This window comes from Micromonospora sp. 15K316, assembly GCF_004348525.1.
Lineage (GTDB): Bacteria > Actinomycetota > Actinomycetes > Mycobacteriales > Micromonosporaceae > Micromonospora.
This window is the reverse complement of record NZ_SMKG01000043.1, coordinates 1-17,068: the sequence shown is the minus strand read 5'-3', so window position 1 is coordinate 17,068 and position 17,068 is coordinate 1. Positions and strand designations below refer to the sequence as shown.

Here is a 17,068-nt window from a genome sequence, read left to right as displayed (position 1 = left end):
CGCGAGCGAAGGGTGCGGGAGCATGATCGGGCCGGACGTCGCCGGAATCGCCGAGCGGCTCGGCCTCGCCGCCGACACCGCCACCGCCACCGGTCAGCTGGCCGCCGAGACCGGTCTCGACGTGGACGCCGCGTACGCGGTGCAGACGGCGTTGCTGCAGCGCCGGCTGGACCGGGGCGAGCGGCTGGTGGGGCTCAAGATGGGGCTCACCAGCCGGGCGAAGATGGCCCAGGTCGGCGTCGACGAGGTGATCTGGGGACGGCTCACCGACGTGATGCGGGTGCCCGACGGCGGCGCTGTCGACGTCGGCGCGTACATCCACCCCCGGGTGGAGCCGGAGGTGGCGTTCCTGCTGGACCGCCTCCCCGAGCCGGGCGAGCCGATCGGCGACTTCACCGATGCAGTCCGCGCGGTCGCGCCGGCGATCGAGCTGATCGACTCCCGCTATGCCGACTTCGTCTTCTCGCTGCCGGACGTGATCGCCGACAACACGTCGGCCGCCGCTTTCGTGATCGGACCCTGGTCGCCGGTGCCGGACGGGCTGGAGAACCTGGGTGTGCTGCTGGAGGTCGACGGCCGCGTCGCCCAGGTCGGCTCGACCGCGGCGATCCTCGGCGACCCGCGTCGCGCCCTCGACGAGGGGATCCGGCTGGCCGGGCGGCACGGGGTACGGCTGCGCGAGGGCTGGCTCTTCCTCGCCGGCGCCGCGACCGCCGCGGTGCCGTTGCGTCCGGGTGCGCATGTCCGGGCCGTCGTCGAGAAGCTCGGCACCGCGTCGCTGCGGGCCGCGTCGTGACCGGCGGCGAGGCGCGCGTGGTGGCCGGCAAGGCGGTGCCGCGGGGGGCGTTCCCGCACGTCAAGGTCGCGGGTGGGTTCGTCTTCGTCTCCGGGACGTCGTCCCGCCGACCGGACAACACTTTCGCCGGCGTCGAGGTGGACGAGTTCGGCACCACCAACCTGGACATCCGCGCGCAGACCCGCGCCGTCGTCGAGAACATCGCCGACCTGCTCCGCCCGGTCGGCGCCGACCTCTCCGATCTGGTGCAGGTGACCTCGTACCTGGTGAACATGAACGACTTCGGCGGCTACAACGAGGTGTGGGCGGAGTTCTTCGACGCCACCGGCCCCACCCGGACCACCGTCGCCGTGCACCAACTGCCCCACCCGCACCTGCTCATCGAGATTCAGGCCGTGGCCCTTCTCCCCTCAGGAGGTCAGTCGTGAGCGAGATCGCCGAGCCGTTCAGCTTTCCGGGCTGGATCGCGGAGAACCAGCACCTGCTCAAGCCCCCGGTGGGGAACAAGGAGATGTTCCCCGGCGGGGACGACTTCATCGTGATGGTCGTGGGTGGCCCGAACCAGCGCACCGACTTCCACGTGGACCCGTACGAGGAGTTCTTCTACCAGGTCAAGGGCAACATGCACATCAACCTGATGCTCCCGGAGGGGCCGCGTACGGTGCACGTGCGCGAGGGGCAGATGTGGATGCTGCCGCGGAACACGCCGCACTCCCCGCAGCGCCCCGAGGCCGGCTCGATCGGCGTGGTCGTGGAGCGGGTCCGTGCGGAGGGCACATTGGAGAAGTTCCAGTGGTACTGCCCCGAGTGCGGGCACAAGGTGCACGAGGTCGAGTTGCAGGTGCGTGACATCGCCGCCGACCTGCCCCCGGTGTTCCAGGCGTTCTACGCCGACGAGAAGGCGCGTACCTGCGCCGACTGCGGCGCGCTGCACCCGGGCAAGGGCTGATGCGCGCACCGGTGGTCGACGTGCACACGCACGTCGTACCGAAGGGGTGGCCGGACCTCGCCGCCGCGTGCGGCGGGGCCGGCTGGCCCTGGCTCCGCGTCGACTCCGAGCGTGCCGCCATGATCATGGTGGGGGAGACGGAGTTCCGGCCGGTCGGCGCGGAGTGCTGGGACGCGCCGACCCGGCTGGCCGACATGGACGCGGACGGGGTCGACGTCCAGGTCGTCTCGCCGACGCCCGTCTTCTTCAGCTACGACCGGCCGGCCGGCCAGGCCGCGAAGGTGGCCCGGATCTTCAACGACCTGACGTTGGAGGTCACCGCCGCCGGCGGGTCGCGGCTGGTGCCGTTCTGCCAGGTGCCGTTGCAGGACCCGGACCTCGCCTGCGCCGAGCTGGACCGCTGCCTCGCCGCCGGGCACGTCGGGGTGGAGATCGGCAACCACGTCGGCGACCGCGACCTCGACGACCCCGGGATCGTGCAGTTCCTCACCCACTGCGCCCAGGTGGGCGCCCCCGTCTTCGTCCACCCGTGGGACATGCCGGGCGGGCCTCGACTGGACCGCTGGATGGCCCGCTGGCTGGCCGGCATGCCGGCCGAGACGCACCTGTCGGTGCTGGCGCTGATCCTCGGCGGGGTCTTCGACCGGGTCCCCGACACGCTGCGGATCTGCTTCGCGCACGGCGGCGGGAGCTTCCCGTTCTGGCTCGGCCGGGCGGACAATGCCTGGCACCGTCGCGGCGACCTGGTACGCGGATCCTCCGCCGCGCCGCCCAGCACCTACGTCGACCGGTTCTGCGTCGATTCGGTGGTCTTCGACCCGGCGGCGCTGCGGCTGCTGGTCGACACGGTGGGGGAGGACCGGGTGCTGGTGGGCAGCGACTACCCGTATCCGCTGGGGGAGCGGCCGGTCGGGCAGGTGGTGCACCGGGCGGACTTCCTCACCGCCGACCAGCGGGAGAAACTGCTCTCCCGCAACGCGCTGCGGTTCCTCGGCCGATAACCGGCGACGCCGGCTGCCGTGTCTTTCACGCCGCACGCCACGGCGGCGGGCAGGATGAGGGCATGGCCGAGCCGCACGACCTGACCGCGCTGGAGCAGGCCGCCGCGATCTCCCGCGGCGAGCTGTCCAGCGTGGAGCTGGTGGAGCACCATCTCCGGCGGGTGGCGGCGCTCGGCGACGCCGTCGGCGCGTTCGTCACCGTCACGGCCGAACCGGCTCGGGAGGCGGCCCGTGCCGCCGACGCGGTGCCGGCCGACGAGCGTGGCCCGCTGCACGGCGTACCCACCGCCATCAAGGACCTGACGTTGACCGCCGGGGTCCGGACGACCTTCGGCTCGGCCGCCTTCGCCGACTTCGTACCCCCGGTCGACGCGGACGTGGTCCGCTTCATCCGGGCTGCCGGCCTGATCAGCCTCGGCAAGACCACCACCTCCGAGCTGGGCTGCTCGCTCTACTCCGAGGGCCGGGTGGCGCCACCGGCGCGCAACCCGTGGGACATGGCGTACACCGCCGGCGGATCCAGCGGCGGCGCGGCCTCGGCGGTGGCGGCGGGACTGGTCCCGGTCGCCCAGGGCTCCGACGGTGGTGGCTCGCTGCGCATTCCCGCCGGGCTCTGCGGCCAGATCGGCTACAAGCCCAGCCGCGGACTGGTCTCCGGCGGCCCGCTCGGCTTCGGCGCGTTCGGCCTGCCCACCCACGGGCCGCTGGGACGTACGGTCGCCGACGTCGCCGCCCTGCTCGACGTGATGGCCCAGCCGGTGCCGGGCGAGCCCTACCTGTCGCCCGGCGCGCCGCCCGGCGGTTACCTCGCCGCGGCACGCGCGGCGGCGCCCGGCCGGCTGCGGATCGGGCGGTTCACCGCTCCGATGCTCGCCGAGGAGCCGGTCCACCCGGACTGCCTCGCCGCCGTGGACCGGGCCGCCGCCCTGCTCGCCGCGGCGGGGCACGAGGTGGTCGAGGTGCCGCCGCCGCTCGGGCCCGCGGCGTGGCCGCTCTTCGAGATCGTCTGGTACGTGCTGGCGCTCGCGCCGGTGCCGCCCGAGCGGGAGAGCGAACTGCTGCCGCTGACCCGGTTCCTGCGCGCCAGGGGCGCCGGGGTCTCGGCCGCCACGCTCTCCGCCACGCTCGGCGAGCTCCAGGCGCAGGTACGCCTCGGCGCCGACCGTACGAGCGGCTGCGACCTGCTGCTCTGCCCCACCCTCGCCGCCCCGCAGGCGCCGGTCGGCTGGTTCACCGCCGGTGGCGACCCGGCGGCGGATTTCGACCGTCAACGCCGGTTCTCGCCGTACTGCGCGATTTTCAACGTCACGGGGGAACCGTCCGTCTCGTTGCCCGTAGGGGCGACCGAGGCGGGACTGCCTGTGGGGATCCTCCTGACCGGTCGGTACGGTGACGACGCGCGGCTGATCGCGACCGCTGCGGAATTGGAGAACTCCAGTGGCGGTTGGGATCGGCACCCCGCGATCTGGCGGGCCGTCGACTCCGCTAACGTGAATGGCAGCGGAGTCGGGCGGTTGACGCCTTGAACCTGTCCACCCGACCTTGATGCCTGAGGTCTCTTCTTCCGCCTGGGGGCGTTGGGATTGTCTGTTACCGACACGTTGCTGGTTTTCGTCGGCATCCCGGCGGCAGCGATACTGGTGATCGGCGGTCTGGCGTACGCCGGCAGCCGCGGCCATGGCGGTGGCGGCGCCAAGCGCTACCGGCCGGGCCGGCCCTTCGACTTCACTCCGGTCTGGTTCCTGGGCCGTCCGGAGCAGCTGGCCGACTCGGCCGGCACCGCCCTGGCCGCCGGGTCGCAGGCGCCGGCGCTGACCAGCCGAAAGCAGGAGCAGGCCGGCCGCGAGGCGCCGGCCGGTGGAACCGGAGGCGCAAGTGACCGTTGGTGAGACGCAGGTCGGCACGGGCAACCCGCCGGAGGTGCTGGACGGGCCGTTCTCGACCCGACAGCTGCTGCGCATCGACGAGGCGCTCCGTCTGGCCGACCACGGCACCGGCCTCGTCTTCTCGGTCTTCGTCGGTGGCCTCGACGAGCCGACCCGGGAGCACGCCGAGCGGCTGCACCGCCAGCTCGCCGACCCGGACCGATCGGTGCTGATCGCGGTGTCGCCCAACCAGCGGCGGCTGGAGGTCGTCACCGGCCGGCACGCGCGCAAGCGCATCCCGGACACGTACGCCAAGCTCGCCGCGCTCTCCATGGTGGCGGCCTTCGGCGGCGGCGACCTGGCCGGCGGCATCATCAACGGTCTCGACCAGCTCGCCAGCCACGCCGGCCGGGGCTGACGCCCGTACGACACGAAGCCCGGTCCGCGTTCGCGCGGACCGGGCTTCGTCGCGTCTCAGCGAGGCCAGGCGGACGGGTCGAGCCTCATCGGCCACGGCTCGCCGACCTCGACCGGATCGTCGGGACCGACGGTCCCGAGCAGGTCGTAGTGGGGGCCCTTGACCAGCCCGTAGCGGTGGATCACCGGGCCGAATTCACCGTGCTCGACCCGCCAGTACGCGGGGATGCCGGCCTCGACGTAGAGCGCCGGCTTGGTGAACCGGTCGTGGCGGCGGCTGCCGGGTGACTCGACCTCCACGACCAGTGCGATGTCGGCAGCCTCGGCCCACATCCGACCTCGTGCGGCGCCCGGTTCGAGCACCGTGACGTCCGGGATCAGATTGCCTCCCGGCACCCGGACGCCGATCTCCCGGGTGATCCGCCAGCCTTCCGGGGCGGTCAGTCGCAGGGCCATCCGGAGGTCGTCGGCGAGCTCGTGGTGATCAGGGCCGGCCGGTGGGGTCACGTGCAGGCTCCCGTCGATGATCTCGTAGCGGTTCCCGTCTGCCGGCAGATCGAAGAGACCCTGCTCGCGCCAGCCACGCTCGGGTGGGCGCCACTCGTATCCCGGCTGGGCCATCACGTCACCTCCTGTTCGCCACCATAACGGCCCGGGGCCGGCGTGGGCTCCCACCCACGCCGGCCCCGGGCCGGTGTGCGTCCTGCGTCAGGCGCTGCGGGTGTCCCGGGCGCGGGCCTTGAGCGCGCGGACCACGCCGTCGCGTCCCTCGGCGACCAGCCGGCGCAGCGGCGCCGGGTGCCCGTCGCCGGCCAGCCAGGCGTCGGTGGCCGCCACCGTGTCCTCCTCCACCAGGTACGTCGGGTAGGCGAGCTGGGCGAACTCCTGCGCCGGCTCGCTGTCCCGGCTGGCCCAGACCTGGCCGACCGTCGCGAAGTACCGCTCCCGGTAGGGCGTGACCAGCTCGACCTGCGTCGGGTGGGTGAAGCCCTGCAGCAGGGCCCGGTTGCGCCAGTTCGGCAGCGCCTCCGCGCCGGTGAGCTGCGCCCACACGGCGGCCTTGTTCTCGGCGGTCGGCACCAGCGCGTGCACGTACGCGGCCTCCCGCTCGCCGCTCGCCGTCCGGTCGCTCGCCAGCTCGGCGTCCACCTCGGCGGCGCCGGCCGCGCCGTTGGCCACCAGCGACGCGAGCACGCTCCAGCGCAGCTCGGTGTCGATGTTCAACCCCGCCGGCACGTCGGTGCCGTCCAGCCAGCCCCGCAGCGTCGCCAGGTCCTCGCTGGAGCGGGCCGCCGAGACGTACGCCCGGGCCCAGGCGAGCTGGAAGCCGCTGCCCGACTCGGCGGCGGCGAGCGCGGCCTTGGCGGTACGGGCCAGCTCCGTCCAACCGGTCGGCGCCCAGGCCGGGTCGGCGTAGAGGGTGAGCGTCGTGGTGGCCTGCCGCAGGGTGGCGGTGACCAGGTTGATGTCGGTCTCGGCGGGCAGTCCGGCCAGCACCAGCGCGACGTAGTCCCGGGCCGCCAGCTCGGCGTCGCGGACCATGTCCCACGCGGCCGTCCAGCAGAGCGCGCGGGCCAGCGACGACTCGAAGCCGGCGATGTGCTGCACGACTGTGGACATCGAACTCTCGTCCAGCCGGAGCTTCGCGTAGGTGAGGTCGTCGTCGTTCAGCAGCAGCACGTCGGCCGCCCGGACGCCGGCCAGGGCGCCGAGCTCGGTCCGCTCGCCGGCCACGTCCACCTCCAGCCGCTCCCGGCGGACGAGGCGTCCGCCGGCCAGGTCGTAGAGGCCCACCCCGATCCGGTGGGTGCGCAGCGTCGGGTAGTCGGCCGGCGCCTCCTGCCGTACCACCACCTGCTGGTAGGTGCCGTCCGGGCCGATGGTCACCTCCGGGCGCAGCGTGTTGACCTGCGCGGTCTCCAGCCACTGCGCGGCGAACTTGCGCAGTTCCCGGCCGGAGGCCGCCTCCAGCTCGGAGAGCAGGTCGTCGAAGGTGGCGTTGCCCCAGGCGTGCTTGCCGAAGTACGCGCGCAGCCCGGCCAGGAACGGCTCCTCACCGACGTACGCCACCAGCTGCTTGAGCACGCTCGCGCCCTTGGCGTACGTGATGCCGTCGAAGTTGACCTCGACGGCCTCCATGTCCGGCATCTCCGTGTAGACCGGGTGGGTGGAGGAGAGCTGATCCTGCCGGTAGCCCCAGTTCTTCCGGATGGAGAGGAACGTCGTCCACGCCTCGTTGAAGCGGGTCGCGTGGGTGTTGCACCAGTGGCTCGCCCACTCGGCGAACGACTCGTTGAGCCACAGGTCGTTCCACCACCGCATGGTGACCAGGTCACCGAACCACATGTGGGCCAACTCGTGCAGGATCGTGTTGGCCCGCTGCTCGTACTCGAAGTCGGTGACCTGCGAGCGGAAGATGTAGTGCGACTCGGCGTGCGTGACGCAGCCGAAGTTCTCCATCGCCCCGGCGTTGAAGTCGGGCACCCAGAGCTGGTCGTACTTCGGCAGCGGGTAGCGGACGCCGAACTGCTCGTGGAAGAAGTCGAAGCCCTGCTTGGTGATGAGGAAGAGGTCGTCCGCGTCCAGGTACTGCGCCATCGAGGCCCGGCAGAAGACGCCGAGGTCGATGCCGTCGTGGCTCTCCCGCACCTCGTGGTACGGCCCGGCGCAGAGCGCGGTGATGTAGGTGCTCATCCGGGCCGACTGCGTGAAGTGGACCGTCTTCAGGCCCTCGTCCGCCGGTTCCTCCCGGTCGACGGGCATGTTCGACACGACCCGCCAGTGCTCCGGGACGGTGGCCCGCCAGGTGTAGACGCTCTTCAGGTCGGGCTGGTCGAAGCAGGCGAAGACCCGCTGCGCGTCGGCCGTCTCGAACTGGCTGTAGAGGTAGGTCTCGCCGTCGACCGGGTCGACGGTGCGGTGCAGGCCCTGCCCGCTGCGGGAGTACGCGAAGTCGGCGTCGACGACAAGCGTGTTCTCCGCCGCCAGGCCGGCGAGGGTGAGCCCCTTCTCGGCGGACCAGTCGGAGAGCTCCACCGGGGCGCCGTTCAGCGTGGCCGACCGTACCGAGTCGGCGGCCAGCTCGATGAAGGTGCTCGCGCCCGGCTCGGCGCAGCGGAACCGGACCTCCGTGGTGGACCGGAAGGTGCGACCCTCGGCCGCCTGCACGGCGGTCGACAGGTCCAGCGTGATGTCGTACCCGGTCACCTCGAGCAGGCGGGCCCGCTCGGTGGCCTCGACCTGCGTCAGGTTGCGCACTCCCGGCACTGTTCGTCTCCATCCCACTCGCTGTACGCCGCGCGGCGCCGTCCACCGACCGGCTCGTGGCGGTCGGCCCGCAAACGAGTCTTCCATGCAGCGGCGTCCCGCGGTGGCCGAGGTCACGCTCTCATCCCGGTGCCGGTCGATGCCTCTCGGGGTGAGGATCGGCAGAGACGCCGGACGATCGGCGTCCTCGTCGCGAAGGGACCTCACCGTGACCGAACGTGTCGCCGTTGACATGTGGTTCGACCCGGCCTGCCCGTGGGCCTGGCTCACGTCCCGTTGGCTGCTCGAAGTCGAGCGGGTCCGGGACGTGGACGTACGCTTCCACGTGATGAGCCTCTCGGTGCTCAACGAGGGGCGGGACTACCTGCCGGAGGACTACAAGGCCTTCCTGAGCACCGCGTGGGGCCCGGTGCGGGTCTGCATCGCCGCGGAGCAGCGGTACGGCGCCGAGGTGCTGCGCCCGCTCTACACCGCGCTCGGCACCCGGATCCACCCGGGGAAGCAGGAACGGGGCCCGGAGCTCTACGCCGCCGCGCTCGCTGACGCCGGCCTGGATCCGGCCCTGGCGGCGGCCGCGGACGGCACCGAGTACGACGAGGCGCTGCGCGCCAGCCACGAGGCCGGTATGCGCCCGGTCGGGGAGGACGTGGGCACCCCGGTCATCCACGCCCCCGGCCCGGACGGCAACACCGTCGCGTTCTTCGGCCCGGTGATCACGCCGGCACCGAAGGGGGAGGCCGCCGGACGGCTGTGGGACGGTGTCCTGCTGGTGGCCGGCACCCCCGGCTTCTACGAGCTGAAGCGGACCCGCGAGGCGTCCCCGATCTTCGACTGAGATCGGGGCGGGGCCCCGGGTGGCCGCGGCCGGCGGTGCGGCGCCCCTGTTAACACCGTTACCCCGCCCGTCACCGCCCCGCCGTCGACCTCGTTTGGCCGGATGTCCGCCGCAGCCGTTCGCAATCGGTAATTTCGCAGCTCGTGGAGGCATCCCGATGGCCAAGCACCGCCATGTCCCCGGCGACGATCCGCTGAACCCGGAAGAGGCGGCCGAGACCCCCGCGTACTGGTCGGTCGACGACTCCCGCTGGCCGGCGGTCCGACCCGACCTGCCCAGGGACGTGGCGGACCTGCTCGCCCCGCCGATCGTGGTGGGTGTCGCCCGGGTGGCGGCGACGTCCCGGCTGACGCCGCCCGGCGCGGCGCCGGCCCGCAACCGGCGGACCCCGTCCGGAGCGGTCCCCACGCCGGCCCTGCTGGCCGCGTCGAACACCGCCCCCACACCGGTCGGCCGGATCAAGCCGGCGTCGGTCAACCGCCCGGCGGGCGCGTCCGACCCGAGCGGCCCGCCCGCCGCCGCGGGCCGGCACCGCCGTAACGGCGACCGCCGCTTCTGACCACCGGCACGTGCTGACCGACCCGCCCGGGCCGCCGCTTTCACCTGTTGGACGGCGGCCCGGGTCCACGTCCCCGGCCGGCCCGGCGACGGTAGCGTCAGCACGCATGACGGTCGTGCATCCGATCGCCCGGGCCTGGATCACCACTGGCGGCACCGGCGCGCAGAACTACGACGAGTTCGCCGACGACGCGGAGATCACCGCGATCATCGAGGCGAACCCGCACAGTGCCCTCGGCATCGAGATGCCGCACCGGGCCCCGGAGAGTCTCGGCAGGTCCTTCCTCGAGGCGCTGCCCGACGCGGTGGCCCGGCTGGCCGAGGCGAAGGCCGACGGGAGCTACACCCCGGCCGAGCAGGTGGTCGTGCTCTACCGGATCACCGCGCCGGGTGAGGAGTCGGCGTACGGGCTCTTCGCGATGGTGGACACCGACCAGATCTCCACCCGGGCCGACGAGCCCGGTCTGGTGATCCGGAACGAGGACGTCTTCATCGCCAAGGTCCGGGAGCGGGTCGCCCTGGCCGAGTCGCTCGGTCACCTTCTCTCGCCGGTGCTGCTGCTGCAGACCGGACGCGGGGAGCAGCTGCACGAGGCGCTCGCGGCGGCCACCGAGGCGGCGGGCGCGCCGGCCGCCACCGACACCGACCAGGCGGGGCGTACCCACGCGATCTGGCTGGTCGGACCGGGGCGGCAGCAGGAGGAGCTGACCAGCCTCGCCGGCGGCGGCGAGCTGGTGGTGGCCGACGGCAACCATCGCAGCCTCGCCGCGCAGACCGGCGGACTGTCGCGTTTCCTGGCGGTGGTGACCACGCCGCGTTCGGTCGCCATCCAGCCGTACAACCGGCTGGTCAGCGAGCTGACCACCAGCGGCGACGAGCTGGTGGAGCGCCTGCGCGCCGCCGGCGCCGAGGTCAGCCCGATCGCCGGGCCGGTCGAGGTCCCGGCCACCGGCGGGACCGTCCACCTCCGGCTCGCCGGCCGGGGGTACGCGGTGCGGCTGCCGCACGTCGCGGGCGGCCGGCTGGAGAACCTGGACCACGCGCTGGTCGAGCGGCTGCTGCTGCGTGACGCGCTCGGCCTCGACCCGGGCGACAAGCGGATCACCTACGTCGGCGGTGACTATCCGGCGAGCTGGCTGACCGGGGAGGTCGACTCCGGTCGTGCCGAGCTCGCCGTCCTGATCGCCCCGGTGACCGTGGACGACTTCGTCGCGGTGAACCTGGCCCGGGAGAAGATGCCGCGCAAGAGCACCTGGTTCACGCCGAAGGCGCGCGGCGGCCTGGTGGTCGCCGAGCTGCCGCGCTGAGCTGTGACGAACCGCCCGGTGGCGCCGCCCCCGCAGCGTCACCGGGCGCGGCCTGAGAGACTGCGCGGTATGCGCGTCTACCTGGGATCCGACCACGCCGGCTACGAGCTGAAGGTGCACCTCGCCAGCTACCTGGCCAACCAGGGCTACGAGGTGGTGGACGTCGGTCCGCGCGTCTTCGACCCCGACGACGACTACCCGGCCTTCTGCCTGCACACCGGCGACCGGGTGGTGGCCGACGAGGGGAGCCTCGGCGTGGTGATCGGCGGTTCCGGCAACGGCGAGCAGATCGCCGCCAACAAGATCGCCGGTGTGCGGGCGGCGCTCGCCTGGAACGTCGAGACCGCCCAGTTGTCCCGGGAGCACAACGACGCGAACATCGTGGCGGTCGGGGCCCGCCAGCACACCCTCGACGAGGCGACAGGCATCGTCGAGGCGTTCCTCACCACTCCGTTCTCCGGCAACGAGCGGCACGCCCGCCGGATCAGGCAGGTCGCCGCGTACGAGGCGAGCCGGGAGCTTCCTCCGCTGCCCTGACCCGCCCGGGTCGAGGCCACGACCGGTGGTCGCGACCGATTGGTCGCCGGCGACGGGTCGGGGACGATCGAGGACGCGCCCTCGACCGGGTTCAGCGCGGCGAGCGGGGCAGCTCCTCGCGGGGCACCCAGTTGCGTCGGACGACCACGACCCGCTCCTCGGCCTCGGCCAGGTCCTGATCGGTCGGCCGGGCGGCGTCCCGCGCCCGCAGGGCCGCGCTGGGCCGCACCTGCGACGAACCGGAGCCGACCAGGCCGCGTAGCCCGCGCTCGCTCTCCCGGTCGTCGCCGGCCGGGCCGCGGCGGCGGGACGGCTCGGTGCCGTCGTGCACCCGTGCGGTGCTCGCCGACGGTCCGTCGGAGTCCCGGGTCTGCTCACCGCCCTGGTGCCGCAGCCGGCGTCGCCGTCGCTCCGCATCGCCCATCCCCCGACCGTACCGTCGCGGCCCGGGTACCGCCGCCCGTCGTCATCGGCGACCGGGCAGGCGGCCGAGGATCGGCGGTGCCGGTCCGGTCCGTCCGCAGACGGGTACCGCCGGGCTCGGCGACCGATTTGCCGGGTGGCTACCCTCGGACCCAGGCGTCGTCGACGCCGTCGGGCAGGGGGAGGGGACGAGCATGGCGGACCAGACACAGCCGTGGGCGGAGCGGACCGTGGAGGTGCCGCCGCAGCCCGGGGTGGTGCCGCAGCAGCGGGACGGCTTCCGCCGCGGGGTGGCCTCGGTCGGCCAGCCGCAGACGTCGCGTACCGAACCGTTCCCGGTCGTGGATGAGCCGACGGGCACCGGTTGGCCGGGCGAACCCGTGCCGCGGCGGCCGGTCAGCTGGCATCTGGCGCAGCTGCGCCGTGGCGGTGAGTGGAGCGCCGCGGCCGGGCTCTTCGCCTTCGTCTGCTGGGGGATCTGGGCGATCTCCGGTCAGGGCAACCTGACCGGACCGTTCCTGATCTTCGTGCTGAGCCTGTTGGTAGCGGTCGGCCTCTTCGCGCTCTCCCGGCTGCTCGGCCGGGTGGTGATCGAGCGGCAGCTCGGCCGGGTCCGGCGTACCGCGCGGGGCGCTCACCTGATCACGGCGGTCTTCCTCGTCGGACTGGGCGTCGCCTGGCTCCAGCAGACCGAGTGGGTCGTCTCCGCCTGGAACTGGATCACCGGGAACTGACCTCCGGCGGCACGCGGGCGGGCGGCCCTCGCCGCCCGCCCGCGCGTCCGGTCGCGGTATCGCCGCGACCCTGGTCCTCCTCCGCCAGGATGGTGCCGCTTACCCGGCCAGCCGCGGTTCATCCGCAGCCGGCGGGCGCGGCGGCGAACCCTCAGTGCGCGCCACCCCGCTCCTCGGCGTCGGCCCGGGGCGAGGCCACGCGCGCGGCCGGGTCCTCGACGCCCGGCTCACCGCCGCCCGGCGCCACCATCCCGTCGTACGCATAGACCACGCCGCCGCCGTCGTGCTGCTTCGTGGTTCTGATGTAGCGGTGGATCATTCCGTCGATCTCGAGTTCGACGAGGGCGTCCCCGCTGGTGTCGTGGCTGCTGCCGTCCCGGGGACCGCCGACCAGATGTGCCGTGTTCTCATCCATGGCTGTGCCCCTACCCGGGCCGTTCCGGGGCGAAACGAAGCTCCCGGTAGGGACAGCTCCTGGCGGGGCGGGTGACGGGCCGGCCGCGGCCGCCGGCCGGCCCGATCCCCGTCAACCCTCCTGCGCGGCGGCGTAGTCGCGGGCGACCCGGACCATCTCCACGAGCCCGCCGGCGTACTCCTGCGCCTCGCCGTGCGCCTCGTCGAACGGCGGCTGGAAGCCGACGCCCTCCCACTGGCCGGTGGCCGGGTTCCAGCGGTCGTTGCCCACCTCGAAGTCCCAGGCGAAGATCCCGAGCTCGTAGTAGAGCTCGTCGGCGGAGTTCCCGGCGGCCGAGTAGAGCACGTCCGCGACCGGGCCGGTCTGTGACGGCCAGGTGACCGTGCCGCGCTCCTGGGCGATCGCGCCGACGATGCGTCGCGCGCTGTCCAGGAAGAGCTTCGACTCGTCGATCGAGGGCCGGGGCAGGGTGACCCGCCCGTCGGCCTTGTACGCCCCCGGCGGCCACATGAAGTACCCGCCGTAGGAGTGCACGTTCATCGCGAACCGGATGTTGCTGTGCTTGCGGGCCAGCGCGACGACGTTGCGGCTCTCCGCCTCGGAGAGCTCCCCGGTGCCGGCGTACGAGCCGGAGAGGCAGTTGCCGCTGGCGCCGACGTAGCCGTCGAAGTGCGAGCCGACCGTGTAGTTGCGGTTGAGGTCCACCCCCCACGAGTCGCGGTTGGCCGGGTCGCGGCTGGTGCCGGTGCAGTGGTTCACCATGTTCTTGCGCTGGAAGTCGAAGTCGTGGAAGGAGTAGTTCGCGCCGTCCGGGTTGACCACCGGGATGACGAAGATCTCCGTCTGCTCCAGCAGCTCCCGGGTGGCCGGGTCGGTACGCGAGTTGGCCAGCATCCGCTCCGCGAACTCCAACGTGACCAGCGGAGTCGCCCACTCCCGGGCGTGCTCCTGGGAGTAGGCCAGGACGCCGATGCGGGAGCCGTCGCGGTGCACGCCGATGCGCAACGCCTGCACCGTCCACGGCTTGGCCGGCACCTCGGTGCCCTGGAGCCCGTCGTCGAGGCGTACCGGCGGGACCACCGGCATGGGCAGGCCGGCCGAGCCCTGCTCCACGAAGGCCTGGAACCGGTTGGCGAACCGCGCGTTGATCACGGCGGCGACCTGGTCGGTGCTGCTCGTGACCTTGCCGGCGCCGTCGGTGGCGAGGGAGACGGTCAGCACCCGGTCCCGGTAGGTCGCGGTGAGCGGCCGGTTCGCCCGGCCGGGGTCGACCGTGCGGACCTGGACACCGTTCATGCCCTGGTCACCGAAGCGCACCGACTCCACGACGACGGCGGCGGCCGCCGGGTCACCGAGGTACGCGGCGGCCGTCCGCCGGTATCCCTGGGTCTTGTTCGGCAGGTCGATCACGTCCACCAGGTCGCGGTACTGGCGGGCCAGCCGCTTGATCCGCGCCTGGATGTCAGTCGGCGTGAGGTACGCGTCGATGAAGTCCTTCTGGTAGCCCTCGGGCAGTGGCGGCGGGGCCGCGTTGGGCCAGAGCGCCGGGGTGACGGGGCGACTCACCCCACCCAGGCTGGACGTCGCCGTCACCTGGACCGGCCGGCTCGGCACCGGCACGGGCTGCGCGTAGTGGTACTGGTACTCGCCCGAGTCCTCGAACCGGAAGAGCGGGAACGAGCCCGTCGTGCCGTCGGCGGTCCGCCAGCTCACGGTGATCTCGACGTCCGGGTCGTCGGTGGCGGTCGTGGCGACCTGGGTCTGCACGAACGTCTGCCCACCGCTGGTCCACCAGTACGCCTGGAGGAACTGGAGCGTGTCCACGGCCGCCGCGTTCGCGGTGCGCTGGCCGGCGGCCGGGGCGCGGAGCCCGGCGGCGGTTCGCGCCTGGGCCGCGCGGAGGCTCTCCGCGAAGTGCCGCTCGCCGTCGCCCGGCCGCTGCACCACCTGGAGCGCTGTGGCTCCCTGGGCGGTCAGCTCGGCGAGCTGGATGTCGGTGAGCACGAGGTCGGCGAGGATCCGCCCGTCCGCCGACCGGGGCCGGTTGGCGAGGTCCGCGCCGCGGGCCACCAATTGGTCGAGCTGTGCCTGGTCGCGGAGCTGCACCCGGACCAGTGCCGTCTCGCCGTCGGCCAGGGCCACCCTGGGTGGCGGGGCGGGGCTCGGCGCGGCGGCGCCGGAACCGGGATGGGACAGCACCGTGCTGACCAGGATCGCTGCGGTGGCCGCGGCCGCCCACCGTCGTGGGACGATCATGTGCCCTCCTGACGGAAATCGATGTCGCTGACCTCCCACACCAGTCGATAGATCGACATCTGTCAAGGCGCCGGGCGTCGGGGCGGTGTTTGGCCGGCCGGACCCCGGGAAAGGGCCGCCGGTCACCCGCTCCCCGGGTCCGACGCCTCGCCACGCTGGAGGAGCGCATGCCGATGCCGACCCGGACCGACGCGCGCCTGATCCCGACGGTGCGGAACGACCGCGTCTGCACCGGCGTGACGACCGTCGAGGGGCACGTCTTCGTGAGCTTCCCCGCCGCGGATTCACCCGGTGCGCAGGTCGCCGAGGTGCTGCCGGACGGCCGGCGGGTGCCGTGGCCGGACGAGTCGTGGAACGCGGTCCAGGACGAGCCGCGCGCCGACGGGGCGTACGTGCACGTCAACGGCGTACGGGCCGGGCCGGACGGCCAACTGTGGATCATCGACTCGGGCGCCCCGGGGCCGGGCCGACCGCAGGTGCCCGGCGCCGCCCGGCTGATCGTGACGGACCCGGCCACCCGCGCGGTGACCCGGATCTACCACCTCGCGGACGCGGTACGGGAGGAGAGCTACGTCGACGACGTGCGGTTCAACGGCTCGACCGCCTACCTCACCGACGCGGGCTCGCCCGGCCTGATCGTGCTCGATCTCACGTCCGGGCGGGCCCGTCGAGTGCTGGACGGGCACCCCAGCACGGTCGGGCGGCGACTGGTCGCCGACGGGGAGGTGCTGCACGACGCCGCCGGCGACGAGATCGTCCTGCACGCGGACCAACTGGAGGTGTCACCTGACGGACGCCACCTGTACTACCAGCCCGCCTCAGGCGGCCTGTCCCGCATCGAGACCCGCTGGCTCGACGACCCGGCGCTCGACCCCGCCACCGTGTCCGGGTACGTCGAGCCGTGGCTCGACACCCCGACCACCGGTGGCACCGCCATCGACGCGGCCGGCACGATCTACCTCAGCGACGCCGAGCGGCGGCGGGTGCTCACCATCACCCCGGAGCGTGCGGTGGCGACGCTCGTCGCGGACCCCCGCCTGGCCTGGGTGGACGCCATGTGGGTCGACTCCGGGGGCGACCTCTGGCTGCCCGCAGCGCAGCTGCACCGCACGCCGGGCCTCTCCGGGGGCGTGAACCGGGTGGACTACCCGGTCTGGATCTACCGGCTGCACGTCGGCGTCGGCCCCGCGCCGAACGACCACGCCTGATCCGGCACGCGGTCCGGCCTCCGCCACGCGACCCGGGTCAGCTGCGTGCGGCCTCGGTCGAGCGGGCGGCGAGCCACTCGTCCCGGGTGATCGCGTACTCGACCTCACCGAGCTCCGTGCCGGGCAGCGGATCGTCGAAGTCCAGATGGAAGGTCCGGACGTAGCGCAGTCCGACCGAGGCCATCGTGGCGCGCGAGCCCTCGTTCACCGTCATCGTCTCGGCGAAGATCCGGTTCAGGCCCAGCTCCGCGAAGCCGTGCCGGACCAGTTCGCGGGCTCCCTCGCTGGCCAACCCCCGGCGCCAGTACCGGCGCAGGAGCCGGTAGCCCAGCTCGGCCTGACCCGCCACCGGGCCCTGGTCGGCGCGCTCCGGCGGCTCGAGGATCCACCAGCCGACGAACTCCCCGTCGAGAGGCCCGCCCAGAAGCCGAGCCCCGGCACCCGCCGCGCCACCGCGAGCCGCTTCCGGTGCAACGCCTCCACCTCCGGGCGGGTACGGG

At 73.2% G+C, this 17,068-nt stretch carries 18 protein-coding genes and 1 pseudogene; 13 read left to right on the top strand and 6 right to left on the bottom strand.

Going from position 1 to position 17,068, the window contains the following annotated elements; genetic code table 11:
* Positions 1-22 precede the first annotated feature (22 nt).
* From E1211_RS11990 to E1211_RS11960, 7 genes are all read left to right on the top strand, one after another.
* Positions 23-796, top strand: a complete 774-nt coding sequence (locus tag E1211_RS11990; RefSeq protein WP_132348444.1) for a 2-keto-4-pentenoate hydratase — start codon at positions 23-25, stop codon at positions 794-796.
* Positions 793-1,224, top strand: a complete 432-nt coding sequence (locus tag E1211_RS11985) for a RidA family protein (protein WP_132348442.1) — start codon at positions 793-795, stop codon at positions 1,222-1,224. The genes E1211_RS11990 and E1211_RS11985 overlap by 4 nt, the downstream gene beginning before the upstream one ends.
* Complete coding sequence (locus E1211_RS11980) at positions 1,221-1,745, top strand: 3-hydroxyanthranilate 3,4-dioxygenase (protein WP_132348440.1); 525 nt, start codon at positions 1,221-1,223, stop codon at positions 1,743-1,745. Before E1211_RS11985 ends, E1211_RS11980 begins: the two co-directional genes overlap by 4 nt.
* Positions 1,745-2,746 (top strand): amidohydrolase family protein, encoded by a 1,002-nt coding sequence (locus tag E1211_RS11975; RefSeq protein WP_132348438.1) that lies wholly within the window; start codon positions 1,745-1,747, stop codon positions 2,744-2,746. Before E1211_RS11980 ends, E1211_RS11975 begins: the two co-directional genes overlap by 1 nt.
* Before the next feature lie 62 nt (positions 2,747-2,808).
* Complete coding sequence (locus E1211_RS11970) at positions 2,809-4,272, top strand: amidase (protein WP_132348436.1); 1,464 nt, start codon at positions 2,809-2,811, stop codon at positions 4,270-4,272.
* Positions 4,273-4,347: 75 nt separating this feature from the next.
* Entirely contained in the window at positions 4,348-4,635 is a 288-nt protein-coding gene (locus E1211_RS11965) for a hypothetical protein (protein WP_132348473.1), read from the top strand.
* Positions 4,622-5,029, top strand: a complete 408-nt coding sequence (locus tag E1211_RS11960) for a DUF5130 family protein (RefSeq protein WP_132348434.1) — start codon at positions 4,622-4,624, stop codon at positions 5,027-5,029. The genes E1211_RS11965 and E1211_RS11960 overlap by 14 nt, the downstream gene beginning before the upstream one ends.
* 56 nt (positions 5,030-5,085) lie before the next feature.
* Here the strand turns inward: E1211_RS11960 and E1211_RS11955 are convergent, their stop codons facing one another.
* Positions 5,086-5,649, bottom strand: coding sequence for a Uma2 family endonuclease (locus E1211_RS11955; RefSeq protein WP_132348432.1), 564 nt, complete (start codon positions 5,647-5,649; stop codon positions 5,086-5,088).
* A gap of 87 nt (positions 5,650-5,736) precedes the next feature.
* On the bottom strand, positions 5,737-8,286 hold the full coding sequence (pepN, locus tag E1211_RS11950; protein ID WP_132348430.1) for an aminopeptidase N: 2,550 nt from the start codon (positions 8,284-8,286) through the stop codon (positions 5,737-5,739).
* Positions 8,287-8,503: 217 nt separating this feature from the next.
* Between pepN and E1211_RS11945 the strand changes: the two genes are divergently transcribed.
* The 4 genes from E1211_RS11945 to E1211_RS11930 all read left to right on the top strand — a co-directional run bounded on the left by E1211_RS11945 (position 8,504) and on the right by E1211_RS11930 (position 11,532).
* Positions 8,504-9,130: a disulfide bond formation protein DsbA gene (locus E1211_RS11945; protein WP_132348428.1), complete on the top strand. Its 627-nt coding sequence runs from the start codon at positions 8,504-8,506 to the stop codon at positions 9,128-9,130.
* A gap of 157 nt (positions 9,131-9,287) precedes the next feature.
* Entirely contained in the window at positions 9,288-9,689 is a 402-nt protein-coding gene (locus E1211_RS11940; protein ID WP_132348426.1) for a hypothetical protein, read from the top strand.
* Between the two features lie 106 nt (positions 9,690-9,795).
* Positions 9,796-10,995: a DUF1015 family protein gene (locus tag E1211_RS11935; RefSeq protein ID WP_132348424.1), complete on the top strand. Its 1,200-nt coding sequence runs from the start codon at positions 9,796-9,798 to the stop codon at positions 10,993-10,995.
* A gap of 69 nt (positions 10,996-11,064) precedes the next feature.
* The gene (locus E1211_RS11930) at positions 11,065-11,532 is read left to right on the top strand and encodes a ribose-5-phosphate isomerase (protein WP_132348422.1); all 468 of its coding nucleotides are present in this window, start codon (positions 11,065-11,067) and stop codon (positions 11,530-11,532) included.
* A gap of 91 nt (positions 11,533-11,623) precedes the next feature.
* Here E1211_RS11930 and E1211_RS11925 read toward each other — a convergent pair whose 3' ends face one another.
* Positions 11,624-11,956, bottom strand: a complete 333-nt coding sequence (locus E1211_RS11925) for a hypothetical protein (protein WP_132348420.1) — start codon at positions 11,954-11,956, stop codon at positions 11,624-11,626.
* A 193-nt stretch (positions 11,957-12,149) separates the two neighbouring features.
* Here E1211_RS11925 and E1211_RS11920 point away from each other — a divergent pair, with 193 nt between their 5' ends.
* Positions 12,150-12,689 (top strand): hypothetical protein, encoded by a 540-nt coding sequence (locus E1211_RS11920; RefSeq protein ID WP_132348418.1) that lies wholly within the window; start codon positions 12,150-12,152, stop codon positions 12,687-12,689.
* 151 nt (positions 12,690-12,840) lie between these two features.
* Here the strand turns inward: E1211_RS11920 and E1211_RS11915 are convergent, their stop codons facing one another.
* A complete protein-coding gene (locus E1211_RS11915) occupies positions 12,841-13,104 on the bottom strand; it encodes a hypothetical protein (RefSeq protein ID WP_132348416.1) in 264 nt (87 codons plus the stop codon).
* A gap of 111 nt (positions 13,105-13,215) precedes the next feature.
* Positions 13,216-15,360: a M14 family zinc carboxypeptidase gene (locus E1211_RS11910; RefSeq protein ID WP_132348414.1), complete on the bottom strand. Its 2,145-nt coding sequence runs from the start codon at positions 15,358-15,360 to the stop codon at positions 13,216-13,218.
* 173 nt (positions 15,361-15,533) lie between these two features.
* On the opposite strand from E1211_RS11910, the gene E1211_RS11905 reads away from it, so the two are divergent.
* Positions 15,534-16,568, top strand: coding sequence for a major royal jelly family protein (locus tag E1211_RS11905; protein WP_243709502.1), 1,035 nt, complete (start codon positions 15,534-15,536; stop codon positions 16,566-16,568).
* 37 nt (positions 16,569-16,605) lie between these two features.
* Here E1211_RS11905 and E1211_RS11900 read toward each other — a convergent pair.
* Positions 16,606-17,068: pseudogene (locus E1211_RS11900) on the bottom strand (GNAT family N-acetyltransferase); the annotation flags it as partial.